The sequence below is a fragment of the Bradyrhizobium sp. JR4.3 genome (assembly GCF_040547695.1).
Classification (GTDB): domain Bacteria; phylum Pseudomonadota; class Alphaproteobacteria; order Rhizobiales; family Xanthobacteraceae; genus Bradyrhizobium; species Bradyrhizobium canariense.
The window spans coordinates 90,770-110,363 of record NZ_JBEPQF010000007.1 but is presented as its reverse complement, the minus strand read 5'-3'; the positions used below and the strand labels follow the sequence as shown (position 1 = coordinate 110,363).

Annotated in this window: 19 protein-coding genes; 4 read left to right on the top strand and 15 right to left on the bottom strand. The window is 61.6% G+C overall.

The window, feature by feature from the left end; translation table 11 throughout:
- Window positions 1-117: 117 nt before the first annotated feature.
- Both ABIB91_RS13895 and ABIB91_RS13890 read left to right on the top strand, forming a co-directional pair.
- Complete coding sequence (locus ABIB91_RS13895) at window positions 118-495, top strand: response regulator (protein WP_354161815.1); 378 nt, start codon at window positions 118-120, stop codon at window positions 493-495.
- Between the two features lie 205 nt (window positions 496-700).
- The gene (locus ABIB91_RS13890; protein ID WP_354161813.1) at window positions 701-874 is read left to right on the top strand and encodes a DUF1328 domain-containing protein; all 174 of its coding nucleotides are present in this window, start codon (window positions 701-703) and stop codon (window positions 872-874) included.
- A gap of 178 nt (window positions 875-1,052) precedes the next feature.
- On the opposite strand, the gene cax is transcribed toward ABIB91_RS13890, so the two are convergent.
- On the bottom strand, window positions 1,053-2,168 hold the full coding sequence (gene cax, locus ABIB91_RS13885) for a calcium/proton exchanger (protein ID WP_354161810.1): 1,116 nt from the start codon (window positions 2,166-2,168) through the stop codon (window positions 1,053-1,055).
- A gap of 246 nt (window positions 2,169-2,414) precedes the next feature.
- Entirely contained in the window at window positions 2,415-3,227 is an 813-nt protein-coding gene (locus tag ABIB91_RS13880; RefSeq protein WP_354161807.1) for a Crp/Fnr family transcriptional regulator, read from the bottom strand.
- Between the two features lie 364 nt (window positions 3,228-3,591).
- On the opposite strand from ABIB91_RS13880, the gene ABIB91_RS13875 reads away from it, so the two are divergent.
- Window positions 3,592-4,302, top strand: a complete 711-nt coding sequence (locus tag ABIB91_RS13875; RefSeq protein ID WP_354161804.1) for a PRC-barrel domain-containing protein — start codon at window positions 3,592-3,594, stop codon at window positions 4,300-4,302.
- Window positions 4,303-4,465: 163 nt separating this feature from the next.
- Here ABIB91_RS13875 and ABIB91_RS13870 read toward each other — a convergent pair whose 3' ends face one another.
- The 13 genes from ABIB91_RS13870 to ABIB91_RS13810 are packed head-to-tail and all read right to left on the bottom strand — an operon-like array spanning window position 4,466 to window position 18,465.
- Window positions 4,466-4,765: a cytochrome C oxidase subunit IV family protein gene (locus tag ABIB91_RS13870; RefSeq protein WP_354161801.1), complete on the bottom strand. Its 300-nt coding sequence runs from the start codon at window positions 4,763-4,765 to the stop codon at window positions 4,466-4,468.
- Window positions 4,762-5,406, bottom strand: coding sequence for a cytochrome c oxidase subunit 3 family protein (locus ABIB91_RS13865; RefSeq protein WP_354161798.1), 645 nt, complete (start codon window positions 5,404-5,406; stop codon window positions 4,762-4,764). Before ABIB91_RS13865 ends, ABIB91_RS13870 begins: the two co-directional genes overlap by 4 nt.
- Window positions 5,403-7,076, bottom strand: a complete 1,674-nt coding sequence (locus ABIB91_RS13860; RefSeq protein WP_354161796.1) for a cytochrome c oxidase subunit I — start codon at window positions 7,074-7,076, stop codon at window positions 5,403-5,405. The genes ABIB91_RS13865 and ABIB91_RS13860 overlap by 4 nt, the downstream gene beginning before the upstream one ends.
- Window positions 7,069-8,010, bottom strand: coding sequence for a cytochrome c oxidase subunit II (coxB, locus tag ABIB91_RS13855; protein ID WP_354161793.1), 942 nt, complete (start codon window positions 8,008-8,010; stop codon window positions 7,069-7,071). The genes ABIB91_RS13860 and coxB overlap by 8 nt, the downstream gene beginning before the upstream one ends.
- Window positions 8,007-8,780, bottom strand: coding sequence for an SCO family protein (locus ABIB91_RS13850; RefSeq protein WP_354161791.1), 774 nt, complete (start codon window positions 8,778-8,780; stop codon window positions 8,007-8,009). The genes coxB and ABIB91_RS13850 overlap by 4 nt, the downstream gene beginning before the upstream one ends.
- On the bottom strand, window positions 8,777-9,181 hold the full coding sequence (locus tag ABIB91_RS13845; RefSeq protein WP_354161788.1) for a hypothetical protein: 405 nt from the start codon (window positions 9,179-9,181) through the stop codon (window positions 8,777-8,779). Before ABIB91_RS13845 ends, ABIB91_RS13850 begins: the two co-directional genes overlap by 4 nt.
- The gene (locus tag ABIB91_RS13840; protein ID WP_354161785.1) at window positions 9,171-10,241 is read right to left on the bottom strand and encodes a hypothetical protein; all 1,071 of its coding nucleotides are present in this window, start codon (window positions 10,239-10,241) and stop codon (window positions 9,171-9,173) included. The genes ABIB91_RS13845 and ABIB91_RS13840 overlap by 11 nt, the downstream gene beginning before the upstream one ends.
- On the bottom strand, window positions 10,238-10,768 hold the full coding sequence (locus ABIB91_RS13835; protein WP_354161782.1) for a c-type cytochrome: 531 nt from the start codon (window positions 10,766-10,768) through the stop codon (window positions 10,238-10,240). Before ABIB91_RS13835 ends, ABIB91_RS13840 begins: the two co-directional genes overlap by 4 nt.
- The gene (locus ABIB91_RS13830; protein WP_354161780.1) at window positions 10,765-11,283 is read right to left on the bottom strand and encodes a DUF3341 domain-containing protein; all 519 of its coding nucleotides are present in this window, start codon (window positions 11,281-11,283) and stop codon (window positions 10,765-10,767) included. Before ABIB91_RS13830 ends, ABIB91_RS13835 begins: the two co-directional genes overlap by 4 nt.
- The gene (gene nrfD / locus ABIB91_RS13825; protein WP_354161777.1) at window positions 11,280-12,647 is read right to left on the bottom strand and encodes an NrfD/PsrC family molybdoenzyme membrane anchor subunit; all 1,368 of its coding nucleotides are present in this window, start codon (window positions 12,645-12,647) and stop codon (window positions 11,280-11,282) included. Before nrfD ends, ABIB91_RS13830 begins: the two co-directional genes overlap by 4 nt.
- Complete coding sequence (locus tag ABIB91_RS13820) at window positions 12,644-15,499, bottom strand: 4Fe-4S dicluster domain-containing protein (RefSeq protein WP_354161774.1); 2,856 nt, start codon at window positions 15,497-15,499, stop codon at window positions 12,644-12,646. Before ABIB91_RS13820 ends, nrfD begins: the two co-directional genes overlap by 4 nt.
- Window positions 15,487-16,140: a cytochrome c3 family protein gene (locus ABIB91_RS13815; protein WP_354161771.1), complete on the bottom strand. Its 654-nt coding sequence runs from the start codon at window positions 16,138-16,140 to the stop codon at window positions 15,487-15,489. Before ABIB91_RS13815 ends, ABIB91_RS13820 begins: the two co-directional genes overlap by 13 nt.
- A 27-nt stretch (window positions 16,141-16,167) precedes the next feature.
- Window positions 16,168-18,465: an FdhF/YdeP family oxidoreductase gene (locus ABIB91_RS13810; RefSeq protein WP_354161769.1), complete on the bottom strand. Its 2,298-nt coding sequence runs from the start codon at window positions 18,463-18,465 to the stop codon at window positions 16,168-16,170.
- Between the two features lie 262 nt (window positions 18,466-18,727).
- Here ABIB91_RS13810 and fdhD point away from each other — a divergent pair, with 262 nt between their 5' ends.
- Window positions 18,728-19,567 carry a formate dehydrogenase accessory sulfurtransferase FdhD gene (gene fdhD / locus ABIB91_RS13805; protein WP_354161766.1) on the top strand — a complete coding sequence of 280 codons (840 nt, stop codon included), beginning with the start codon at window positions 18,728-18,730 and terminating at the stop codon, window positions 19,565-19,567.
- Window positions 19,568-19,594: the final 27 nt, after the last annotated feature.

Sequence of the window (19,594 nt, the reverse complement as noted above, 5' to 3'; positions counted from 1 at the left end):
CGTGCGGCAGCGGACCAATTTATGCGGTCTGCAATCCGGCTCCGGGTTGATCACCGCGGCATCATCCATACGATAAGCAAGACTCGCGGGGCTTGCCGCAAGGTCATTGGAGTCCCAATGCGAATAGCCATAATCGAAGACGAATACTTCATCGCCGACGATCTCGCGGTCGAGATCCGACGCAGCGGTCATCAACCAATTGGCCCGTTTGCAGAGCTAAGCCCTGCTTTCCATGCAGCGGCTAACGCAGCTATCGATGCGGCGCTTCTTGACGTGGACCTGCACGGGCAGGCCTCGTTCGAATTCGCAGATCTCCTCTTGAACAGAAGTATCCCCTTTCTGATTTACACGGGATATAGCCGCGAAGTCATACCCAGCCGATTTGCCCGGTACGTGGTTGAAAAGCCGATTCCAATTCGTGATGTGGTTGATCGCTTGTGTCGCCATGCGCTTGTGCACGGCTCGCCGCGGGACTGGTATAGCGTAGGTCCGTAATTGCCGCGACAGGGGCCCATAGTGTTGTGGCTTGGCGTCTGACGTAGCGCGTACGCAGGTGCGCCGGGCATAAAACGTTCTGATCGGAACGCCGAATGCCCAGAACGATTGTCGCTAGGCAAGCCCGGAGCACCTTCGCAGTGGGTGTGCTTCCGAACCGGACTTGTGCATACCTCGACTGTAAAGAGGGCCGTAGGAGCTTGGCATGCTGAAGTGGGCGTTGATCTTCTTTGTGATATCGATCGTAGCCGGTTTCCTCGGGTTCAGCGGAATCGCCGCCGGTGCGTCCACTATCGCCAAGTGGTTATTTTTCGCGGCTGTTGCGATTTTTCTGGTGTTCGTGCTCCTCGCCTTCTTTGCGGGGGAGGTGATTCTTTAGCGCTGATAAACGGGCGCTCGGCACGTCCAGCAATCGCGAGGGTCTGCTCCGAAGGTGGTCCCACTTGGATCTTGGAGAGGCGCCGGGGCGATGGCCGGCGGCGCCTCCGATCTGTCAACACGCAACTACTTTGGAACTCCGACGGTTGCCGCTGTTGAGCTCCTCTCGGCTTTGCACTTCAAGAAAAAAAGTATGCAAGGGCCAGCACGACGTAAACTCCAATGAGCAGTACGCCCTCGAACCAGGTGGTCTCGGCGTCTCTGGTGATGGCATTCACGATGAACGCAGTGCCGGCGATTGAAAAGAGGTCGACGGGATTTTGGAAGACAAGGGTCATCGGCTTGCCGATCACCCAGGAGAAAATGACGAGAAGCGGAGCAACAACCAGCGCAATCTGAATGGCGGATCCAATGCAGAGCGTCATCACGAGTCCCATCCTGTCGCGCCGAGCGAACCAAACAGCCGCAAAAATGTCGGAGCTGGTGCCCACAAGAGCAAGCACGACGACGCCAAGAAAGAGTGGTGTCACACCCGTTGATTTGGCCGCTTCCGTCAGAGCGCCGGACACAAATTCGCTCTGCAGGGCCGCCGCGCCGGTGCACGCCAGTAACACGATCAGGCATGTGGTTGCCGACCACGCCGATTTTGCCGAAGCCTCCTCATTGGTCGCGAAGACATTCCGGTGGGTAACGAGGGTGAAGACAAGATTTCCGGAGTAGAGAATTAGCAGCACCACGGACACAGCCAGGCTAAGTAGCTCATCGGAGGCATTCACGTTATTGACATGACGGATGCTGCGACCCGTGTAGTCGAACACTGCCGGCAGAATAAGAGCGATCACCGACAGAACGAGCATGCTCGACAACAACCCAGCGCGCGCTTGGGTGAAGCTTTGGCGCTCGCGATTGAACCCGCCGGCGACGATGGCCAGACCCAACCCCAGCAAGCAGGTCGCCGCTATGGATCCGGTGATCTGGGCATGGACCACCTCGACATGGCCGCGCGCGAGAACAAATAGCGCAAGAATGAGCTCGGCCAAGCTTCCAAGACTGACGGTCAGGAGACCGCCTATGGCAGGACCGGTGTGGGAGGATAGCTGGTCGGTGGCTACGCGAATCCATTCAGCGAGTACAGCTATTGCGAGAACGCCGGATCCGAATATCCAGATCGGAGAAAGGTGAAAAATGTACTCGCCCATCGGGGTGAGCAGAACGAACACCAGCGGCGCAACGCGCGCGATGGTACCGTATTGCCCAAAGATATTCGTTGCTCTGGAGACGTTGGACTTTGGCAAGCTGGCGACTGGCTCCTGGCGATCCCGCAAGGCTCGCTACTTCGATCTTAGCGGGCACATCGGGCCATTCGCCGCCGACGGAGCGGGGCTTCTGCACCCACAAAGCTCTCATTCGATTCTCGGGCAGCTCGTGACGACTAACGAGGTAAGATACCCAGCGTTCGCTGCGCCGGCCTGAACTCGGTACGCAACCGGACAAGGCAAACGCATTGCGACGCCCAAGCCCTCATTTCTTCGCGCCATCAATCATGAGTTGCTTGCTTGTCGAGCATTGGCTGCATTGAGAGAGTTCTCATGTGCAGATAAAATCACGCGAGAGCAGTTGCAGGACAATTGCTCGAGTTGCGATTGATCCAGAATCTCGACTTGAGCGCGGCCTTGCTTGATGATGCCTCGCGCTTCCATTTCGCCCATTGTCGACGTGATACCTGCGCGCCGAACGCCAAGGGCCTGTGCAATGCATCGATGCGTGAGCGGGATTTCACTGGAGAACAATTTATCCGCTGCAACGAGAAGCCACCGAGCCAGTCGTTGCTGCAGACTGTGACGCGAGTTACATGCAGCGAGCTGCGAGCTTTGGATCAGGGTGGCCTGCACGTACCGCAGCAACAGCTTCTGGATCTCGACATCGCCCCTCACCAGCTCAATCAAAGCATCTGCCTCGATGCGCAAGGCTCTACCGGGAACCTGAACCATGCAACGGTGAGGGGAAACGCGCATGCCAAGGATCAGGGGAATGCCGATGAAATCCTTCGCTCCGACAGTCTGTATCTCGACCGGGAGGCAGTCTCCGGCTCTGGCCGTCAGCGAGGCCGCGCCATTTTCAAGAAAATAAGCATTTTGCAGCAGCACATTGCGTTCCTGCAGCATTTGTCTCGGTCGCAGCGTTACTTCGTCGCAGAGTTCGACTAGCCGGCTGCGTGATGAATGTGGAAGGCGGCGCACCAGATCGTTCGTGGCGTGGTGCGCGTGCGGCGTTTGATCGCGCTCTCGTGACGGCGCGAGAGATGGCGTCGGACTGTGCGTTGGCAGGACGTTTTCGAGTTCGTTGCTCAACATTTCGCGTCTCCTTGGAACGGCTATTCGCCAAGATGTGGGGCGCGCGCCGGCCTCCTCACAGTCGGGCTGAAGGTGAAGACTCGTCAGGAGAAACCTGACCTGGTCCTCAAGGCCTGGATCGTGAGCTTGCCTCTGATCGCGAGCAATTAATGAAGTACGTCGGCCGAGGCATGTGATGGCCTTGCCTGAATGTGCACGCATGGATCTGCGGTGCGTTTCCCAAGGGCCGGGTATTCGATTGGTCACTGCACTTTCTCCTTGGCACGGCAGCGGACCGTTCGCTCGACGGGGCCAGAACTTTGCGCATCGGAAACGATTATACGATCAATGGTAATGTTGGCGCGACGGATCGCAGGAGCACTGAATGGGAAAGAGCAGGATCACCCTTGCAATTGCCGTAGCTACAATCTCGACCTCCGTGCTGTTGGGTCCCGCATGGGCAGAGACGGCGACGCAGGCTACGACGGAACTGTCGGCGCAGTCACAGCAGTTCGCCAGCACGGTCTATAATGGATACCGTGCGTCGCGGCTGCTTGGGAGCGCGGTGTTCTCGTTGAAAGGTGAGTATTTGGGAGCCGTCCGGAACGTGACCTTGGCGGACGACGGGCAGATTGATTCTTTGCTCGTCGAAGGCTTCAGAACGAAGGATGAGCCGGAGTTCATCTCCCGAATTCCCTTCAGCCGGGTGCTGCGCCCGCTTCATGAAGGAGCTATCGTGGCCGACTTTTCCGATTTGAGGTCGCGAGAATACGGCCTCTTCGTTGACCCTGATCAGGCGCAAGCAGAGCCGCACGAATTCTCGGTCTCAAAGGTCATCGGAGACTATGCGCGGCTGCAGGCAGGCCAAGGCTATGGCTATGTCTCCGATCTCGTTTTCGACAGCGGGGGAAAGCTCGCGGCCGTTGTGATATCCCGCGAGGCGTCCGTTGGCGGAGGGACGTATGCCTTTCCGTACCCGGGTCAAACGGGGCGGTGGAGCCCGAAGCTAAGCTATTATGGTCTGCCTTACGTAACGGCAGAGCAAGCAAACAAAGCCGGTCTGCGGCTCAATATGAAGGAGTTTCAGAACTCGTGAGCCACCAACGTCCGCCTAATGGTCCCCGGCGGTGTGCCTCATGAGAGAGGCGCGCGGCTTCACGAGCGAACTGGTGCAGTCACGCCTTTGAGCGCAGCGAAAGTTCTCCTCTCCGAAGCTTGCGTTCGAACGTGGCTGCATCAGAGCGCTTTGCTCCCGTGCGTCAGATGCGTGCGAGAACATCAGCGAAGGTCAATGCGAACATCGCGATCACGAAAACAAGCCCCGAGATCGCCGCGATCCGGACCAGCGGCTTCGCTGAGGCGAGTTCCATGAAGAGCAAGACGACGAGGGTCGATTTCACCCCCGCAATGATGATGCCGCTGGCTGTTGTCATTCGGCCCATGGGAACATAGGCGGCGAGGAGGCTGAGCACGAGGAGTGCGAGGAGCGCTGCCCAGATCAAGAGGTTCCTCGCCCATAGGCGGCGCACAATACCACCTGATTCGCCCGGCCTGCTCATGATGCGCGCCCCGGCAAATAGATCAGCGGATAGAGGAAGATCCATACGATATCGACTAGATGCCAGTAGAGGGCTGTGACCTCGATTTCGGGATTATCTTTGGCCGGAAGTTGGCGCCGGAGCAGCACCCAGAACAAGCGGCTCACGAGAGCAATCCCGATGGAAAGGTGGATCGCGTGGACGCCCGTGACCAGCCAATAAAATCCGTAAAACAGCTGCGCTCCGGGCTGAGACAATGCAAACCCGGCTCCCGGCACGAGCTGCTTGTCAATGTCCTCCTTGTACTCGAAGCCCTTGATGACGATGAACGCGAGCCCGAGCATCGCGGTGAGCATGAGGCACGCGAGGACGAGCCGCCGCAGTGGTGCCGACTCCTCCGCCGCCTGCGCGGCGATCGCCATGGTGAGGCTGCTGGTCAACAGCACGGCGGTGTTGATCGTGCCGTACCAGATATTTGTCTCCCTCCCGGCTACAGCGAACGCCTCCGGATGCTCGACTCGACAAACCGTGTAGGTCAGCATCAAGGCTCCAAAGAACAGCGTTTCGCTGGCGAGGAAGACCCAGATGCCGAACTTACCTGCCTCGCGCTGCCGGCCGAAATTCGACCAGGGTTCTCTCAGCAGTGCGCTTTCGTCGCTCATCGCGTTTCTCTTGCGTTTTGCATTTCGGGAGGATCGGTTCCGGCCGACATACCTTCGGCGTGGTAATCATAGGGTCCGCGATCTACGCGGGGCTGCCTGTCAAAATTCTTCGGGGGAGGCGGAGAACCCGTGGTCCACTCCAGGCCTGTCGCGCCCCAAGGATTCTTCGCGGCGTTTCCGCCGTAGAACAGGGACCAGGTGAGATATCCCAGAGGCAACAAGTAGGCGATGGCGAGGACTGCCGCTCCCGCAGACGACATGACGTTGTAGATCTGAAACTCCGCCGGATAGGTATGATAGCGGCGCGGCATGCCGAGGTACCCGGCAAAGAATTGCGGCAGGAATGTCATGTTGAATCCGGCATACATCAGGATGGCCGCGAACTTCGCCCAGCTCTCCGGGTAGAGCTTGCCCGTAACCTTGGGCCACCAGAAGTGGAGCCCGGCAAAGAAGGCGGATACCGAGCCGCCCACCATGATGTAGTGGAAGTGCGCGACGACGAAGTAGGTGTCGGTGACATGGATATCCACCGGGATCGACGCGAGGAACAGTCCGGAGAGCCCGCCGGTCGTAAACAGACCGACGAAGCCAAGCGCGTACAGCATCGGCGATTCGAAGCTGATCTGGCCGCGATACAGCGAAGCGGTCCAGTTGAAAACTTTGATTGCCGACGGCACGGCGATGATGAAGGACAGGAAGGAGAACACCAGGCTGGCAAGGGCCGACTGTCCGGAGACGAACATGTGGTGGCCCCAGACGAAGAACCCGACGCCCGCAATCGCAAGCATGGCGTAGACCATGAAATCGTATCCGAAAATGCGCCGCCTCGCGAAGCACGGGATGATTTCGGACACGACGCCCATGGCCGGCAGCACCATGATGTAAACCGCCGGGTGCGAGTAGAACCAAAACAGGTGCTGGAACAGGATCGGATCGCCGCCGCGAGCCGGATCGAAGATCGGCAAGCCCAGCACGCGCTCCGCGATCACGAGCAGGAGCGAGATGGCGAGCACCGGGGTGGCAAGCACCATGATCAGCGACGTCGCGTAGATCGCCCAGACGAACAGCGGCAGCCGGAACCAGGTCATGCCGGGAGCGCGCAGCATGTGGGTGGTCGCGATGAAGTTCACGCCGGTGGCGATGCTGGCGAAGCCGACGACGAACACGCCGGCGGCGGCCGCGAAGACGTGGGTATTGGAAAACATCGACGAATAAGGCGTATAGAACGTCCAGCCGGTGTCGACGCCACCGGCGACAAGGGCATAAACGGTGAAAGCGCCGGCAGCGACGGTCAAATACCAGCTGAAAAGATTGAGGCGCGGAAAGGCGACGTCAGGCGCTCCGATCATCAGCGGCAGCAGGAAATTGCCGAACGTATTCGGGATCGACGGCACCAGGAAGAACCAGACCATGATGATACCGTGGAACGAGAACAGCTTGTTGTAAGTGTCCGACGTCAACAGCCATCCGTTCGGCTGGAACAACTCGAGCCGAACGGCGGTGATTGCGGCGCCTCCCAGAAAAAAGAAGAACGTGATGGTGATGGCGTAAAGGATTGCAATGCGCTTGTGGTCTGTCGTGGCAAGCCAGGACGAGATCGTCGACCCGTGGCGCAGATAGTCGGGGCGCGGCGGCAGAGGCAGCTCTCCGGCGAGCAGGGCGTCAGTCATTTTGCTGCTCCTCCCTGAGCGAGCGGATATAGGCGGTCAGGCTCTGGATCTCTCCGTCGTCGAGCAGCCCTTTGAAGCTCGGCATGATCGGCTCGAAGCCGGCCACGACGTCGCGCTTCGGCTGCAGGATCGAATCGCGGATGTAGGCATCGTTCGCGGAGACGGTGCGTCCATCCGCCAGCTGCACTGCGCGGCCGTAAAGACCCGCCAGGCGCGGCGCGTGGACGTTCGAGGAGCCGGCGTGGCAGCCCGAGCATCCCTGCGATACGAACAGTTTGGCGCCCTCATGGGCAAGGTCGTCGCCCTCCGGCTGCTGCACCAGCCATTTGGCATAGTCGTCCTGCCGCATGACGACGATCTTGCCTTGCATCACGGAATGGTTGGTGCCGCAATATTCAGCGCAGAGCAGTGGAAAGGTGCCGGTTTTGCTGGCCTGGAACCAGAGATCGGTGTCCCGTCCGGGCAGCACGTCCTTCTTGACCCGGAACGCGGGGACGAAGAAGGAATGGATCACGTCCTGCGAGCTCATCAGGAGATGGACTGGTTTTTCCAGCGGCACGTGCAGGGCATTGATCTCACGCGCGCCGTTTGAATGCTGCGTCTTCCACATCCACTGCTTGGCGACGACGTGAATTTCAAGTGCTCCCGTGGGCGCGGCAAGGCTGCTGAGGTCAGCAGAAGATGCCCACCAGAATAGGAAGGCGAACGTCAGCAACGTCGCGACCGTCCAACCGATTTCGAACTCGCGGCTGAGAATCTCAGGCATCGGGCCGCGCTTGGCAGCTGATCCGCGGCGGTACCGGACAGCAAACAGCAGGATGAGGCCGAACACGAGGACCACGGTTGCGCCGGACAGGACGAGCAACAGATAGAAGATGTGGTCCACCGTGACGGCGTGCGTGCTCGCTTCCGGCAGCCTGAACAGCGAGTTCATGCCGACGCTCCGCGACCTCTGCTGCGGACCAGCATCAGTCCGATGAAGGCGGCCATGATGGCAACCGTGGAGGCCCCGACAATCTGCAGAATGACGGTGATCCTGCGGGTGTAGATGCCGTGCACCGCGTCAAATCCGTAGCAGAGCAGCGCGACGCGGCCGGAAAGTCCGCCGATCCGACCGTCACCGGCTTCCAACAGAGCGAGGCGAATATCAACGGGCTGCAGCGCGAGGCTGGACAGCCCGCGGACGACCCGTCCGTCGGGCGCGAGCGTGACGAAGGCTGCCGGATGCGCAATCGCGTCATGCTTGTCGTCGATTTCGGTATGGTAGCCGATTGCACCGAGCAGCGCGGCAACGGTCTCCTGTGATCCTCTCAGGACCGATGTTCCTGCGCCCCCGATCTGCCCCTGGGTAAAGCGGCGGGCATCGTCAATGGTGTCGCGCGGATCGATGCCGACAACGACAAGGCTGTAGTCGCGTCCTGCGACAAGCCCGGTCTGCTGCAGCGCCGAGCTTGCGATCGTCAGCGCCGGCCCGCAAATCTGCTTGCAGGTGAAGTCCGCTGGAAGGAGCAGGGTCGGACGTCCGTCGATCGCATCGCGAAGGGTGACGGTGTCACCGCCGATCGCCCTAAACTGCAGGGATAACGGAACGTGCGCGCCCTGAGGAGGATCGAAGCCGACGCGCCCGATCTGCTGCTCGGTCAAACCGGCATGCGCGAGCCCCGGCCAGAGCGCAAGCGCCAAGACAACGATGGCCTGCCTCATGGATTGCCTCCACCTGCACCAGGCGTCGAGGCGGGCGCTGCCTCGAGGGCATCGTAGGCGTGCTGGCCGCGTCCAGAGACGAGCTGCATCGCCTCATCGATCGGGATGCTGGCAATGTTGTGGTCGCGATCGATCCAGGCATAATTGGAGAGCTTGGCGCGCTGTACGGCCTCGAACCGGGTCAGGTCGTCCTCCGGAGAGGTCTGGAGCTCCGGCGAGGGAAACCGGCGCTCTGCGCGTGGGGTGAGTGCGCCCGGTGCTTGGGTATTCAGGAATAGCAGCATTCCCGCAATCGCGGCCCCCACGAAGAGCAGGAAGCTACCCACGACGACGAGAACGGCACGGTTGTGAATGCCGGCCGGTTGCGGAAGCGCGCGGCTGCCCATCTCCTCATTCGGCATGGCGCACCTCCGCGGATGCGATGCCCTGCCCAAAGAGGACAGAACCTATCGTCAAGGTCAGGAGAGCGCCCAGAGCCGTGAGTGCAACAGGAGCTTGCGCCGGAAATGCGGGCACTAGCAGCCAAGCGAAATGCATGACCGTCCCGAAGAGCAGCAAAAGGCCGACGATGCGCAAGCCTGCAGGGCTGCCGCGCACGCCCTCGAACAGCAACATCGCAAATGGAAGCACGGCTCCGGTGACGAATGTCACGAGCAGAATGCCCGTCCATGCGTCCGTGCTGCGCCTCAGGAACCACTCGGCCTTGTGAGGCAGATCGCCGTACCAGGCCACCACATATGTCATGTATTCGAGGTAGACGACGCCCAGCACTGTCGCGATCAAAAGGTTGCCGATATCGCTCAGCGCTCTATCTTCGAAATTGGTCGTTGCAAGCACAGCGACAACTGCAAGCGCGGCGAGCAGCTGCTGTATTGCAACCATGGAGGCGAAGGCGGTGGAAACGTAGTGCGGCTCGACGGAGAGGAACCAATCGACCGCAACCATGCTGATGGTAAGCCCGAAGAATGCAAGTCCGAGCGCGGCCAGTAGCCGTCCACCTCGTCCGAGACCGAAAGTCACTCCGAGCACGGACCATCCGATCAATGCGATCCCGGCACGCAGGACAAACCACGGCGGGCCGAGGTACCAGCGCGCGATGTCGGGCTTGATCTGGCTGGCATCCGCGGCCCAGGGGTAGATGTCAGTCAGTCCGGCGAGAACGGGGATGAAGGCGATGGCGACGAGGGGCACCATGATTGCGAGGGGTCGCAGCACCGGTGCGGCCGCAAAGCCCCAGCGGCCGCCGGTCAAGCGATGAATCAGCAGCAGGGTCATGCTGCCGATGGGGGCGCAGCTCCAGATCGCAAATCCCAAGAGCCAGCCCTGGAGCAGGCTCGGATAGGGGCCGACCCTCCCGGCCGCGAGCACGAGCCCAGATGCGAGCAAGATCACCACGAGGCCCGCTGCAATTCGCGGCGTCCCGATTGCTCTCAGGGCAGGGCGGCGGAGCACGGCGGTCACGGCAGCTTGCTCCTCAGCTCCGGGACGTCGGCGACGTCGGCGTGTTGCGACTGCTGCAGCGCGCGGATGTAGGCGATGATGGCCCAGCGGTCGCGCGGCTCGACGCGCGCGGCATAGGAATACATCGCGCCGTAGCCATGGGTGATCACGTCGAAGAAGTGTTGAGCATCGGCCGAGCGGAGGCGGGCGGAATGGTAGGAGGGCGGAGCAGGAAAGCCACGCTGCACGATCATGCCATCGCCGTGGCCGGAGAACCCGTGACACGGGGAGCAATAGATATCGTAGCGCTCGTGGCCGCGGGCGAGCAGCGCCATGTCAACCGCGGGCGGCTTGGTGATCTGCTGCAAACGGTCGAGATCGCCCTGTGCGACGACCCCTTGCGGTAAGGCCTGGGCTTCGGTGCCATCCTTGAACAGCGCAGCCTTCGAGAACGTGGCGTAGCGATTCTGCTGAGACATGGAATGATCGCCACAGCCGGCGAGCGCCGATGACAGCAACAGCAGCCATGGCAGCGCGCGGGCGGTCATGGCGTGCGCAGCTCCGTGACCGCGACGGCGCCGGCGTCGCGGAGGACTGTTCTCAGCTCGTTCGGGTCGCCGTCAGAAGCGGCCAGCAGGAAGTAGCGATCCTGCGTTGCGCGTTCGAAGCCCGGAATCTCGAACATTGCATCGTGCAGACGAGGCAGGCGGCACGACCAAAGAAAGGTGATGGCGCCGGCGAGCGCCGCCGCGAGGACACCGACCTCAAACGGCACCAGCAGGAACACCTGCCAGGAGTTCAGTGGCCGGCCGCCGCTGTTGATGGGATAGTCGATCACGGCGCTGTACCATTGCAATGCGAAGGCGAATGCTGCAGCTCCGAGACCGCCGGCGAGCATCACACCGCGAATTGCGGATCGGCCCTGCCCAAGCTGTTCGGCGAGCCCTTCGATCGGATACGGCGCGAATGCTTCGAGTGCGGCGTGTCCCGCGCTACGCACGCGCTCTAGGGCCGCCTTCAGCGCTTCACCGTCGAGAAATTCCGCCACAAGCTTGGCCGTCATGCCGCGGCCTCCTGATGGGCGAGCTCGCGCACGTCGAACATTGATATGCTCGGGACGAGCCTCATGAAGATCAGGAACAGGAAGGCGAACAGGCCGAGCGGCGCGACAAGAAAGCTCCAGTCCCAGAACGTGAAGTGAAACGTCCGCCACAAAGACGGCATGTAACCGTGCGAAAGCGTGTTCCAGACGATGAGGATGCGCTCGAGCCACATGCCTATGTTGATCGCGATAGCAACAGGAATCAGAATGAAGAGCGACCGTCGCGCGAAGGGCCACCATAGCAACTGCGGGATCAGGCAGTTGCAGGCCAGCAAGGCCCAGTACAGCGGCGCGTAGGTCCCAGTGAACTCGAAGCGCACCACCTCACGGTCGGCATGCTCACCGCCGTACCAGCCCATGAACCACTCAGTCGCATAGGAATAGAACATGACGATGGAGGCCATCAGCAGGATGCGGGCCATCACCTCGAAGTGGCGGCGGGTGATGATCGCCTGAAGGCTGAGGCCCCAGCGGATCGCCGCCGCCAGCACCACGACCATCGCGAAACCGGAGTACATTGCGCCGACGACGAAGTAGGGTGGGAAGATGCTCTCCTGCCAACCGGGCATCAGGCTCGCCGCGAAGTCGAGACCGACGATCGAGTGCACCGAGCAGACCAGAGGCACGCCGAGGGCGGCCATCGTGGTATGCAGTGTCTGCAGCCGCGACCACTCGCGCGACGAGCCGCGCCATCCGAGCGCAAATGCGCCGTAGAGCAGTTGGCCGGCACGGCGGGGCGTGCGGTCGCGCATGGTCGCAAGGTCGGGGATCAGGCTGACATACCAGAACAGAATGGAGAACAGCAGGTAGCTCACGATGGCCCAGAAGTCCCACACCAGGGCGCTGCGCCATTGCGGCCAGAGCGCCATGGTGTTCGGATAGGGCGCGAGCCAATAGGCGTAGATTGGTCGACCGAGGTGAACGATCGGCATCAGCCCGGCGATCGCAACCGCAAACAGCGTCATGGCTTCCGCGAAGCGATTGATCGAGGCGCGCCATCTTTGCCGGGTCAGCAGCAGCATCGCCGAAATCAGCGTGCCGGCATTGCCGATTCCGATCCACCAGACGTAGTTGGCGATCGCGACTCCCCAGACGATGGTGGAGTTGATGCCCCAGATGCCGATGCCCTGGTAGAACAGCCACGCGATTGCAACGAACAGCCAGAGCACGAACGGCAGGGTGATCAGCAGCGCCAGCCACCATGTTTTGCCGAACCCGGTGAAGAGCGGATCTGCCACCGCCTGGGTAACTGCGGCGTCGCTCGCCCGCGCGGCCGAGATCCATCGATGCGCCGGTGGATGCTGGGGACGGAGAACTTCGCTCATGTCCGCCCCTCCGGCTCCGAAGGTGCGGGATTGCGCACGTCGGCAAGATAGGTGGTGCGCGGCCGCGTGCCGAGGTGGCCGAGCAAGGCATAGTGGCGCCGGTCGGCTTTCCTGTGGTTGATCTCTGCGTCAGCCTGGTTCAGGTCTCCGAAGCTGATGGCGCGGGTCGGACAGGCACTCTGGCAAGCCGTTCGTACTTCATCAGGACCGAGTGGACGGTTCTCACGTTCCGCCGTGCGCCTGGCCCCGCTGATCCGCTGGACACAGTAGGTGCACTTCTCCATCACGCCGCGCGCGCGAACGGTCACCTCGGGGTTCTTCTGCCCGCGATAGGATTCCGCGCCGAGATTACCGTATTCCTCGCCGTCGGCATAACCGAAGAAGTTGAAGCGACGGACCTTGTAAGGGCAGTTCGCCTCGCAGAAGCGGGTGCCGATGCAGCGATTATAGACCTGCGCGTTGAGGCCCTCACTGTCGTGAACGGATGCGGCGACAGGACAGACGGGCTCGCACGGCGCGTGCTCGCAATGCATGCACGGCACCGGCTGAAAGCCGATCTGCGGACTGTTCGCCGAGCCATGATCGTAGCCATCGACGCGCATCCAGTGCATGTCGCGCCCCATCGCAACCTGCTCGGGACCGACCACAGGGACGTTGTTCTCGGCTTGGCAGGAGACCACGCAGGCATTGCAGCCGATGCAGACCGAAGTATCGATCACCATCGCCCAGGCATGCCCGTCGCCGGGCTTCACGGCCGGCGGCATCAGGCTGGGTGGATCCGGGTCGACTGGCCCTGGCAGCGGCTGGCCGAGCTGAGACAGCGGATAGAGTTCGCGCACATCTTCCGGCGTCCGGACGATGTTCTGCGTCGTAAGGATCGGCTCGCGGCGCCCCGTCGGCTGGATCGAGACCTGCGGAAGGTGCCATCGGTGCCCGGACGTCCGGAGTGTATAGGCGTTGGCACCGACCCCATTGCCGATCGCGCCGGCCTTCTGCCGCCCCCCGCCGAGCGTGAGCGCGCCGACGCCCATGGCCATCCCAGGTTCAGTCAGCACCGGCACCTCGATTGATCGGCCGTTCGCGGCGACCGTGACGACGTCGCCGGACGTGACACCGAGGCGGGTTGCCTCATCCGGATGCAGCGCGAGCGCATTGCCCCAGACCTGCTTGCTGAGCGGTTTCGGACACTCCTGGAGCCAAGCGTTGTTGGCGTATGAGCCATCCCAGAGGCAAGGATCAGGGCGCAGAACCAGGCTGATCTCGTCAGCGCGCTTGTCGTGAGGTTCGGGATCTGCGAGTGTCGGCAGGAGCGGAGCAGCGAGGGAAACAGCAGTGGCGCCGCTTCCTGCAATGATCCCGTCGTGCAGCACGCGCTGCCACCATGCCTCGAAATCCGCAGCGGCCGCGGTCGGCCAGGTCTGCCGCACCAATTCGTAAGCGCCCGCGTCTTCTGCGCCGCTCAGCCAGGCGAGAAGCTCGTGCTCGCTGAAGCTCTCGTACAGCGGCTTGATCAGAGGCTGTATGATGCTGGCCGTCCCGTCGCCGGCCCGTAAATCCGACCATGTTTCGAGACGATGGCTTTGCGGGACATGCCAGTTGGCGATAGCCGCGGTTTCGTCGGCGTACTCGCCCATATGAAGGCGAAAGGCCGCTTTCTGTGCGCGGGCCCCGAAGTGCAAATCGGATGGTGCGTCATAAGCGGGATTGACGCCGATCATGACGAGCTGACGCACGCGGCCGGAGTCCAGATCGCCAGCGAGCTGATCAAGCGTTCCCGCCTGCTTGCCGGATGGAGTGCGATCAGTGGGATCGACGAGCCGAGCGGGCGCATCGAGCTGGGCATTGATCCAATGCACCAATGCGTGGACTTCCCTAGACATTGCCGGGCCCGCGATGACGAGCGCCTCGCCCTTGTGGGAGTTCAAGTCGGCCGTGATCTTCCGAAGCAGCAGGCGCTCGCGCTCGACAAGTTCGCTGGCGCTTGCACTCGCGCCGAGCTCCCGCGCGAGGCTCGCCGCGAACCGCTCGATCGCCTCGGGACGAAGCGCCAGACGTTCGTCCGCCTTTGCTCCGGTGAGCGTGAGTGCGCTCTCAAGGCAATAGAGACGCGAGAAGGCCTTCGGCTCCCCGCGGCCGATTGCGTAACCGCGGCCAATCCGTATCTGATCGGGGCCATGCCCGAGCGGATCGGCATCGAGCGCGACGATCACCCGGGCCTTTGCGAAATCGGCAATGCTGCGCACAGGTTGGCCATAAGCGAGCTGCCCGCCTTCATGCGCGTTATCGTCGTCCGTTGGATCGTACGCGTGCCACGAAGCGGCCGGAAACTCTTGAAGCAGGCCATCGATCTGGCGCAGCAGAGTCGGGGAGGTGGTTCGCCCGGTCAACAAGCGCAGGCCTTTACCCTGGCTGCTGCGGGTCTCGGAGAGTTCGGCCATCAGCGCTCGGTTCAACGCTTCACGCGGCGCAATCGCGCCATTGTGCAGGATCGTGCGCGAGCGGTCGGGATCATACAGCGAAAGAACGGCTGCTTCAGCGAAAACGTCGGTGGCACCCAGGCTGCCCGGATGACGCGGGTTGCCTTCCACTTTGATCGGCCTGCCGTCAATTGAAGTCACGACCACGCCGCGACCGATCCCCGCCAACGGAAGTGTCGTCGCGAATTTCAGCGGTTCCCCGGGAACGATGCGCTCCGGCATCCTGACATAGGGCAGAATCTGCTCGTCGGGTTTGCTGCAAGCCGCGAGCCCACCCGCAATGCCGGTCGCCAGCAAGTTGAGCGCCTGACGGCGATTGAGCTTGCTGCGCCCGGCAGGATTTGGCCGCGTCGGCAATTCCTTCAGCGGTGGCATATCGTGCAATCCGTCAAATGACCCGTGTTGATGTGATAGCCTGCGGCAAGCTTGGGCCCGACCTCGGCCTGGTTCTTCGGGGTCTGCCAGGTTGGATCGAAAACCGCTTCGCGTGGACGCAGGTAACGTTCAGGAGCGCGGTGACAATCGAGACACCATTGCATCGTCAGCGGCGCGGCCTGGCGCATCAGCCGCATCCCTCCCACGTCGCCGTGACAGGTGGTGCACCCAACCCCTTTTGCGACATGGACCGAATGATCAAAATAGACGTAGCCGGGGAGGCGGTGCACGCGCTCCCAGGCCATTGGCTGGTTCTTGGCAAGACTTTCGCGGACCGGCGCGAGCATCTGCGCGTTGGTCCATATCTGCGAATGGCAGGTCATGCAGGTCTCGGTCGGCGGGATGCCGGCGAAGCGCGCCTTCTCCACCGAGGTGTGGCAATAGCGGCAGTCTAGGCCGAGACCAGAAACGTGATGCTCGTGACTAAACGGCACCGGCTGGTTCCGCGTGATGTTCTGGTTGGTGACGTAAGGGGATCGCATCACCTCATAGGACAGTCCCATCGCAAGCACCGGCATCGCTCCAATCGCTGCGATCACCACCGTCGCAATCGTGTTCGCGCCGGGACGAAAAAGCTGCATTCATCGCCCCCCTGCCGCACGCCTTAATCACGGGCGAATTCGGACCGGTACCGACTTTGCGGCCGGCGTCTTCGAATGGATGTCGTGGTGCGACAGCGGGATCAGGGGATTCATTTCCGGATAATAGGCTCCAAGGCATCCATCCGGCAGCTTGAACGGCGTCACTTTGAGCGGCCCAACTTCACGCTCGATGCCGTCTTCTGCGTCGCTGACGAGATAGACCATCTGGCCATCCTGGAGTCCGGCGCGTGCAATCTCTTCGGGGTTCATCAGCAGCACATCCCGTGTGCCCTCGATTCCCCGCAGGCGGTCGCTGTACCCGTAGATCGTGGTATTGAACTGGTCATTGCTGCGCATCGTGAGCAGCCGGAATCGGCCGGGGGCGTCCGCGAAACCGGTGGAGCTGAGAGTCTCCGGAGCAGTAAATTCCGCCTTGCCGGTTTCCGTCTTCCAGATCCGCTCGCGCGCGGAGTTGCCGCGATAAAAGCCGCCGGGCGTGAACATCCGTTCATTGAAAGCGTGGAATTGGTCCGGGTAGGTCTCCGCGATCTCGTTGCGAATGAGATCGTAGTTGCCGACCCATTCGTCCCATTTCAGCTTCGGGTTCGTGGGCAGGGTCGCCTTGGCGAGACCTGCGACGATCGCCACCTCCGATTTCAGGTGTTCGCTTGCCGGCTTGCGCAACCCGATCGAGCCCTGGATGCAGCTGAAAGTATCCTCCATGCTGACGGCTTGCTGCCCGCTTGCCTGGATGTCTTCTTCGGTGCGGCCGAGGCACGGCAACAGATAGGCGGCCTTGCCCTGCACGAGGTGGCTGCGGTTGAGCTTGGTGGCAATCTGGACCGTCAGCTCCAGTCCGCGCCAAGCTTCTTCCATCTTCGATCGCTCGGGAATGGCACGGACGAAATTACCGCCGAGCCCGATGAACGCCTTGACCTTGCCGGCGAGGACGCCTTCGCAGGTCTCAACGGTGTTCATGCCCTTGTCGCGTGGCGGCTCGAATCCGAACTGCTTGGCGTATTTGTCGAGAGGGACCAATTCAGGCTTCTCGGAGATGCCGACGGTGCGCTGGCCCTGGACGTTCGAGTGTCCACGCACGGGCGAGATGCCGGTGCCATCTCGTCCGATGTTGCCCTTCAGGAGCAGCATGTTCACCAGCATCGCCACGTTCTCGAAACCGTGCACGTGCTGGGTCAGGCCCATGCCGTAGATCCCGATCACGCGATCAGCCTCGACATAGACCTGAGCTGCGCCTTCGATGGCCGATCGGCTAAGACCGGATGCGGTCTCGATCTCGCTCCAGTCCGTTGCCCGGACCTTGGCCTCGAACGCTTCGAAGCCGTGGGTGTGCTGTTCGATGAAGGGGGCGTCGAGAACTCTCTTGCCCTGCTGTTTGGTTGCGTCGTCCGCGGCGAAGACGTGCTTGCAAATTCCCATGATGACGGCAATGTCGCCGCCGGCCTTCACCTGGTGATACTGACTGCTGATCTGAGTCGCCTTGCCGGTCAGCATCTCCGTCGGATTTTGTGGATTGACGAAAGTTTCGAGGCCTTTCTCGCGGACTGGATTGAAGGTGATGATCTGGACGCCGCGCCTGGCTGCGTCCTGCAACGGATGCAAAAACCGCGGACTGTTCGACCCGGTATTCTGACCAAAAAAGAACATCGCGTCACAGTTGCTGAGATCGTCGAAGACCACAGTGCCTACGCCCGCGCCGATCAGCTTCTTGAGCGCGACGGACGTCGTCTCGTGGCACATGTTGGAACTGTCAGGCAAATTGTTGTTGCCGTAGACCCGCGCGAACAGCGCGTACAGGTACGATGTCTCGAGGCTCGCCCGCCCGGACGAATAGAAAATTACGGTTTTCGGATCGAGCGCCTTCAGCTGCGCGCCGATTTCTTGGAATGCGTCCTCCCAGCTACATGGCACGTAACGGTCAGTCGCGCTGTCATAGCGCAGCGGCTCGGTCAGCCGTCCCTGCTGTTCGAGATCGTAGTCGTTCCAGGAGCGAAGCTCAGTCAACGTATGCTTGCCGAAGAAATCCGGCTTGCATCGACGCGTGGTCAGCTCCCAAAGAGTAGCCTTGGCGCCATTCTCGCAGAACTCGAAGGCGTGATAGTCGGCCGGCTTGGCCCACGAACAGGAAACGCACATGAAGCCTTTAGGCTTGTTCTGGCGACGGAGCGTGTTCAAGGCCCCCGGCGAGTCCCACTCCTTGCCGAAGATTCGGGCTATTCCTTCGAGCGACCCCCATCCGCCAGCTGGACCGTCGTATTCCACCGTCTTCTCGGGGGGCTCGTCACCAGCTTCGCGTGCTCGCGTCATGATCTTGCTTCTCTTCGGGAACCGGCCAGCCTGTGCCTCGGCAACGTATGTTGGTGACGCGGGTTCCTCGGTCCGAGTTGTTTGACAGCAGAGGAAGCACAGCTACGGTCGCGCGAAAACAGCAGTGTGCTCAACGCCATGGACGGAAGTGAGCCTCTGTCTCTCCGCGCCGACGATAGTTTGCGCGCTGCCGTACAAAGGAATCTCGAGCTGGAACCCGGCTCGCCGGAAGAGGTTGCCAGACGCAAATCGGGAGCGGGACATGGATGATCGCTGCACACTGGACAAGCCGGAGCTGGTGTGGCGAGGCAGCCGACCAATCCCGTCCTGGCGCAGAGTGGCAGAGGAGCGGCCGATCGCGCTCACTTACAACGGCTCGACTTATGCGGTGATGATGGCCTCGCCCGCCGACCTCCTAGATTTCGGTGTCGGCTTCAGCTTAAACGAGGGCATTGTCGAACGTTGCAACGACATCATCAGCGTTGACGTCGTCGAGCTCGAGCTCGGTTGCGAGTTGCGGATCTGGCTCGACGACTCCCATTGTGATCGCCTTGCCACCAGGCGAAGAGCCATGGTCGGGCCGGTCGGCTGCGGCCTATGCGGAATTGAAAGCCTGGAGCAAGCTTCCCCGCCGCCGCCGCGCATCGTCAGCCAGGGTGGATTTCGCCCCTTCGACATCCTGACAGCGATGCGCGCCCTGCGCCCGCTCCAGCATCACAACCAGGCGACGGGGGCGATGCACGCTGCGGCGTTTTGGGACGGCAGTGCCATTCGATTGATAAAGGAAGATGTCGGCCGCCATAACGCCTTGGACAAACTCGCGGGAGCGGTCGCCAGGGCCGGCCTGGAGACGTCACAGGGAGCTGTACTTATCACCAGTCGGGTCTCCGTCGAGCTGGTGCAAAAGACCGCAAGAATGGGCGCGCCGCTCCTCGTCGCCGTATCGGCGCCGACTTCGCTGGCGATCGAGACCGCTGAGAGGGCCGGCGTCACGCTCGTCGCGGTCGCGCGTAACGATGGCTACGAGATATTCAGCCACGCCAGCCGACTGGCGTTTGGAGAAGGAGACTTGGTTTCAAAAGCCGTGCCCGTCCGCTCCTGAATTACTTCCTGCAAATTCACCGGAGAG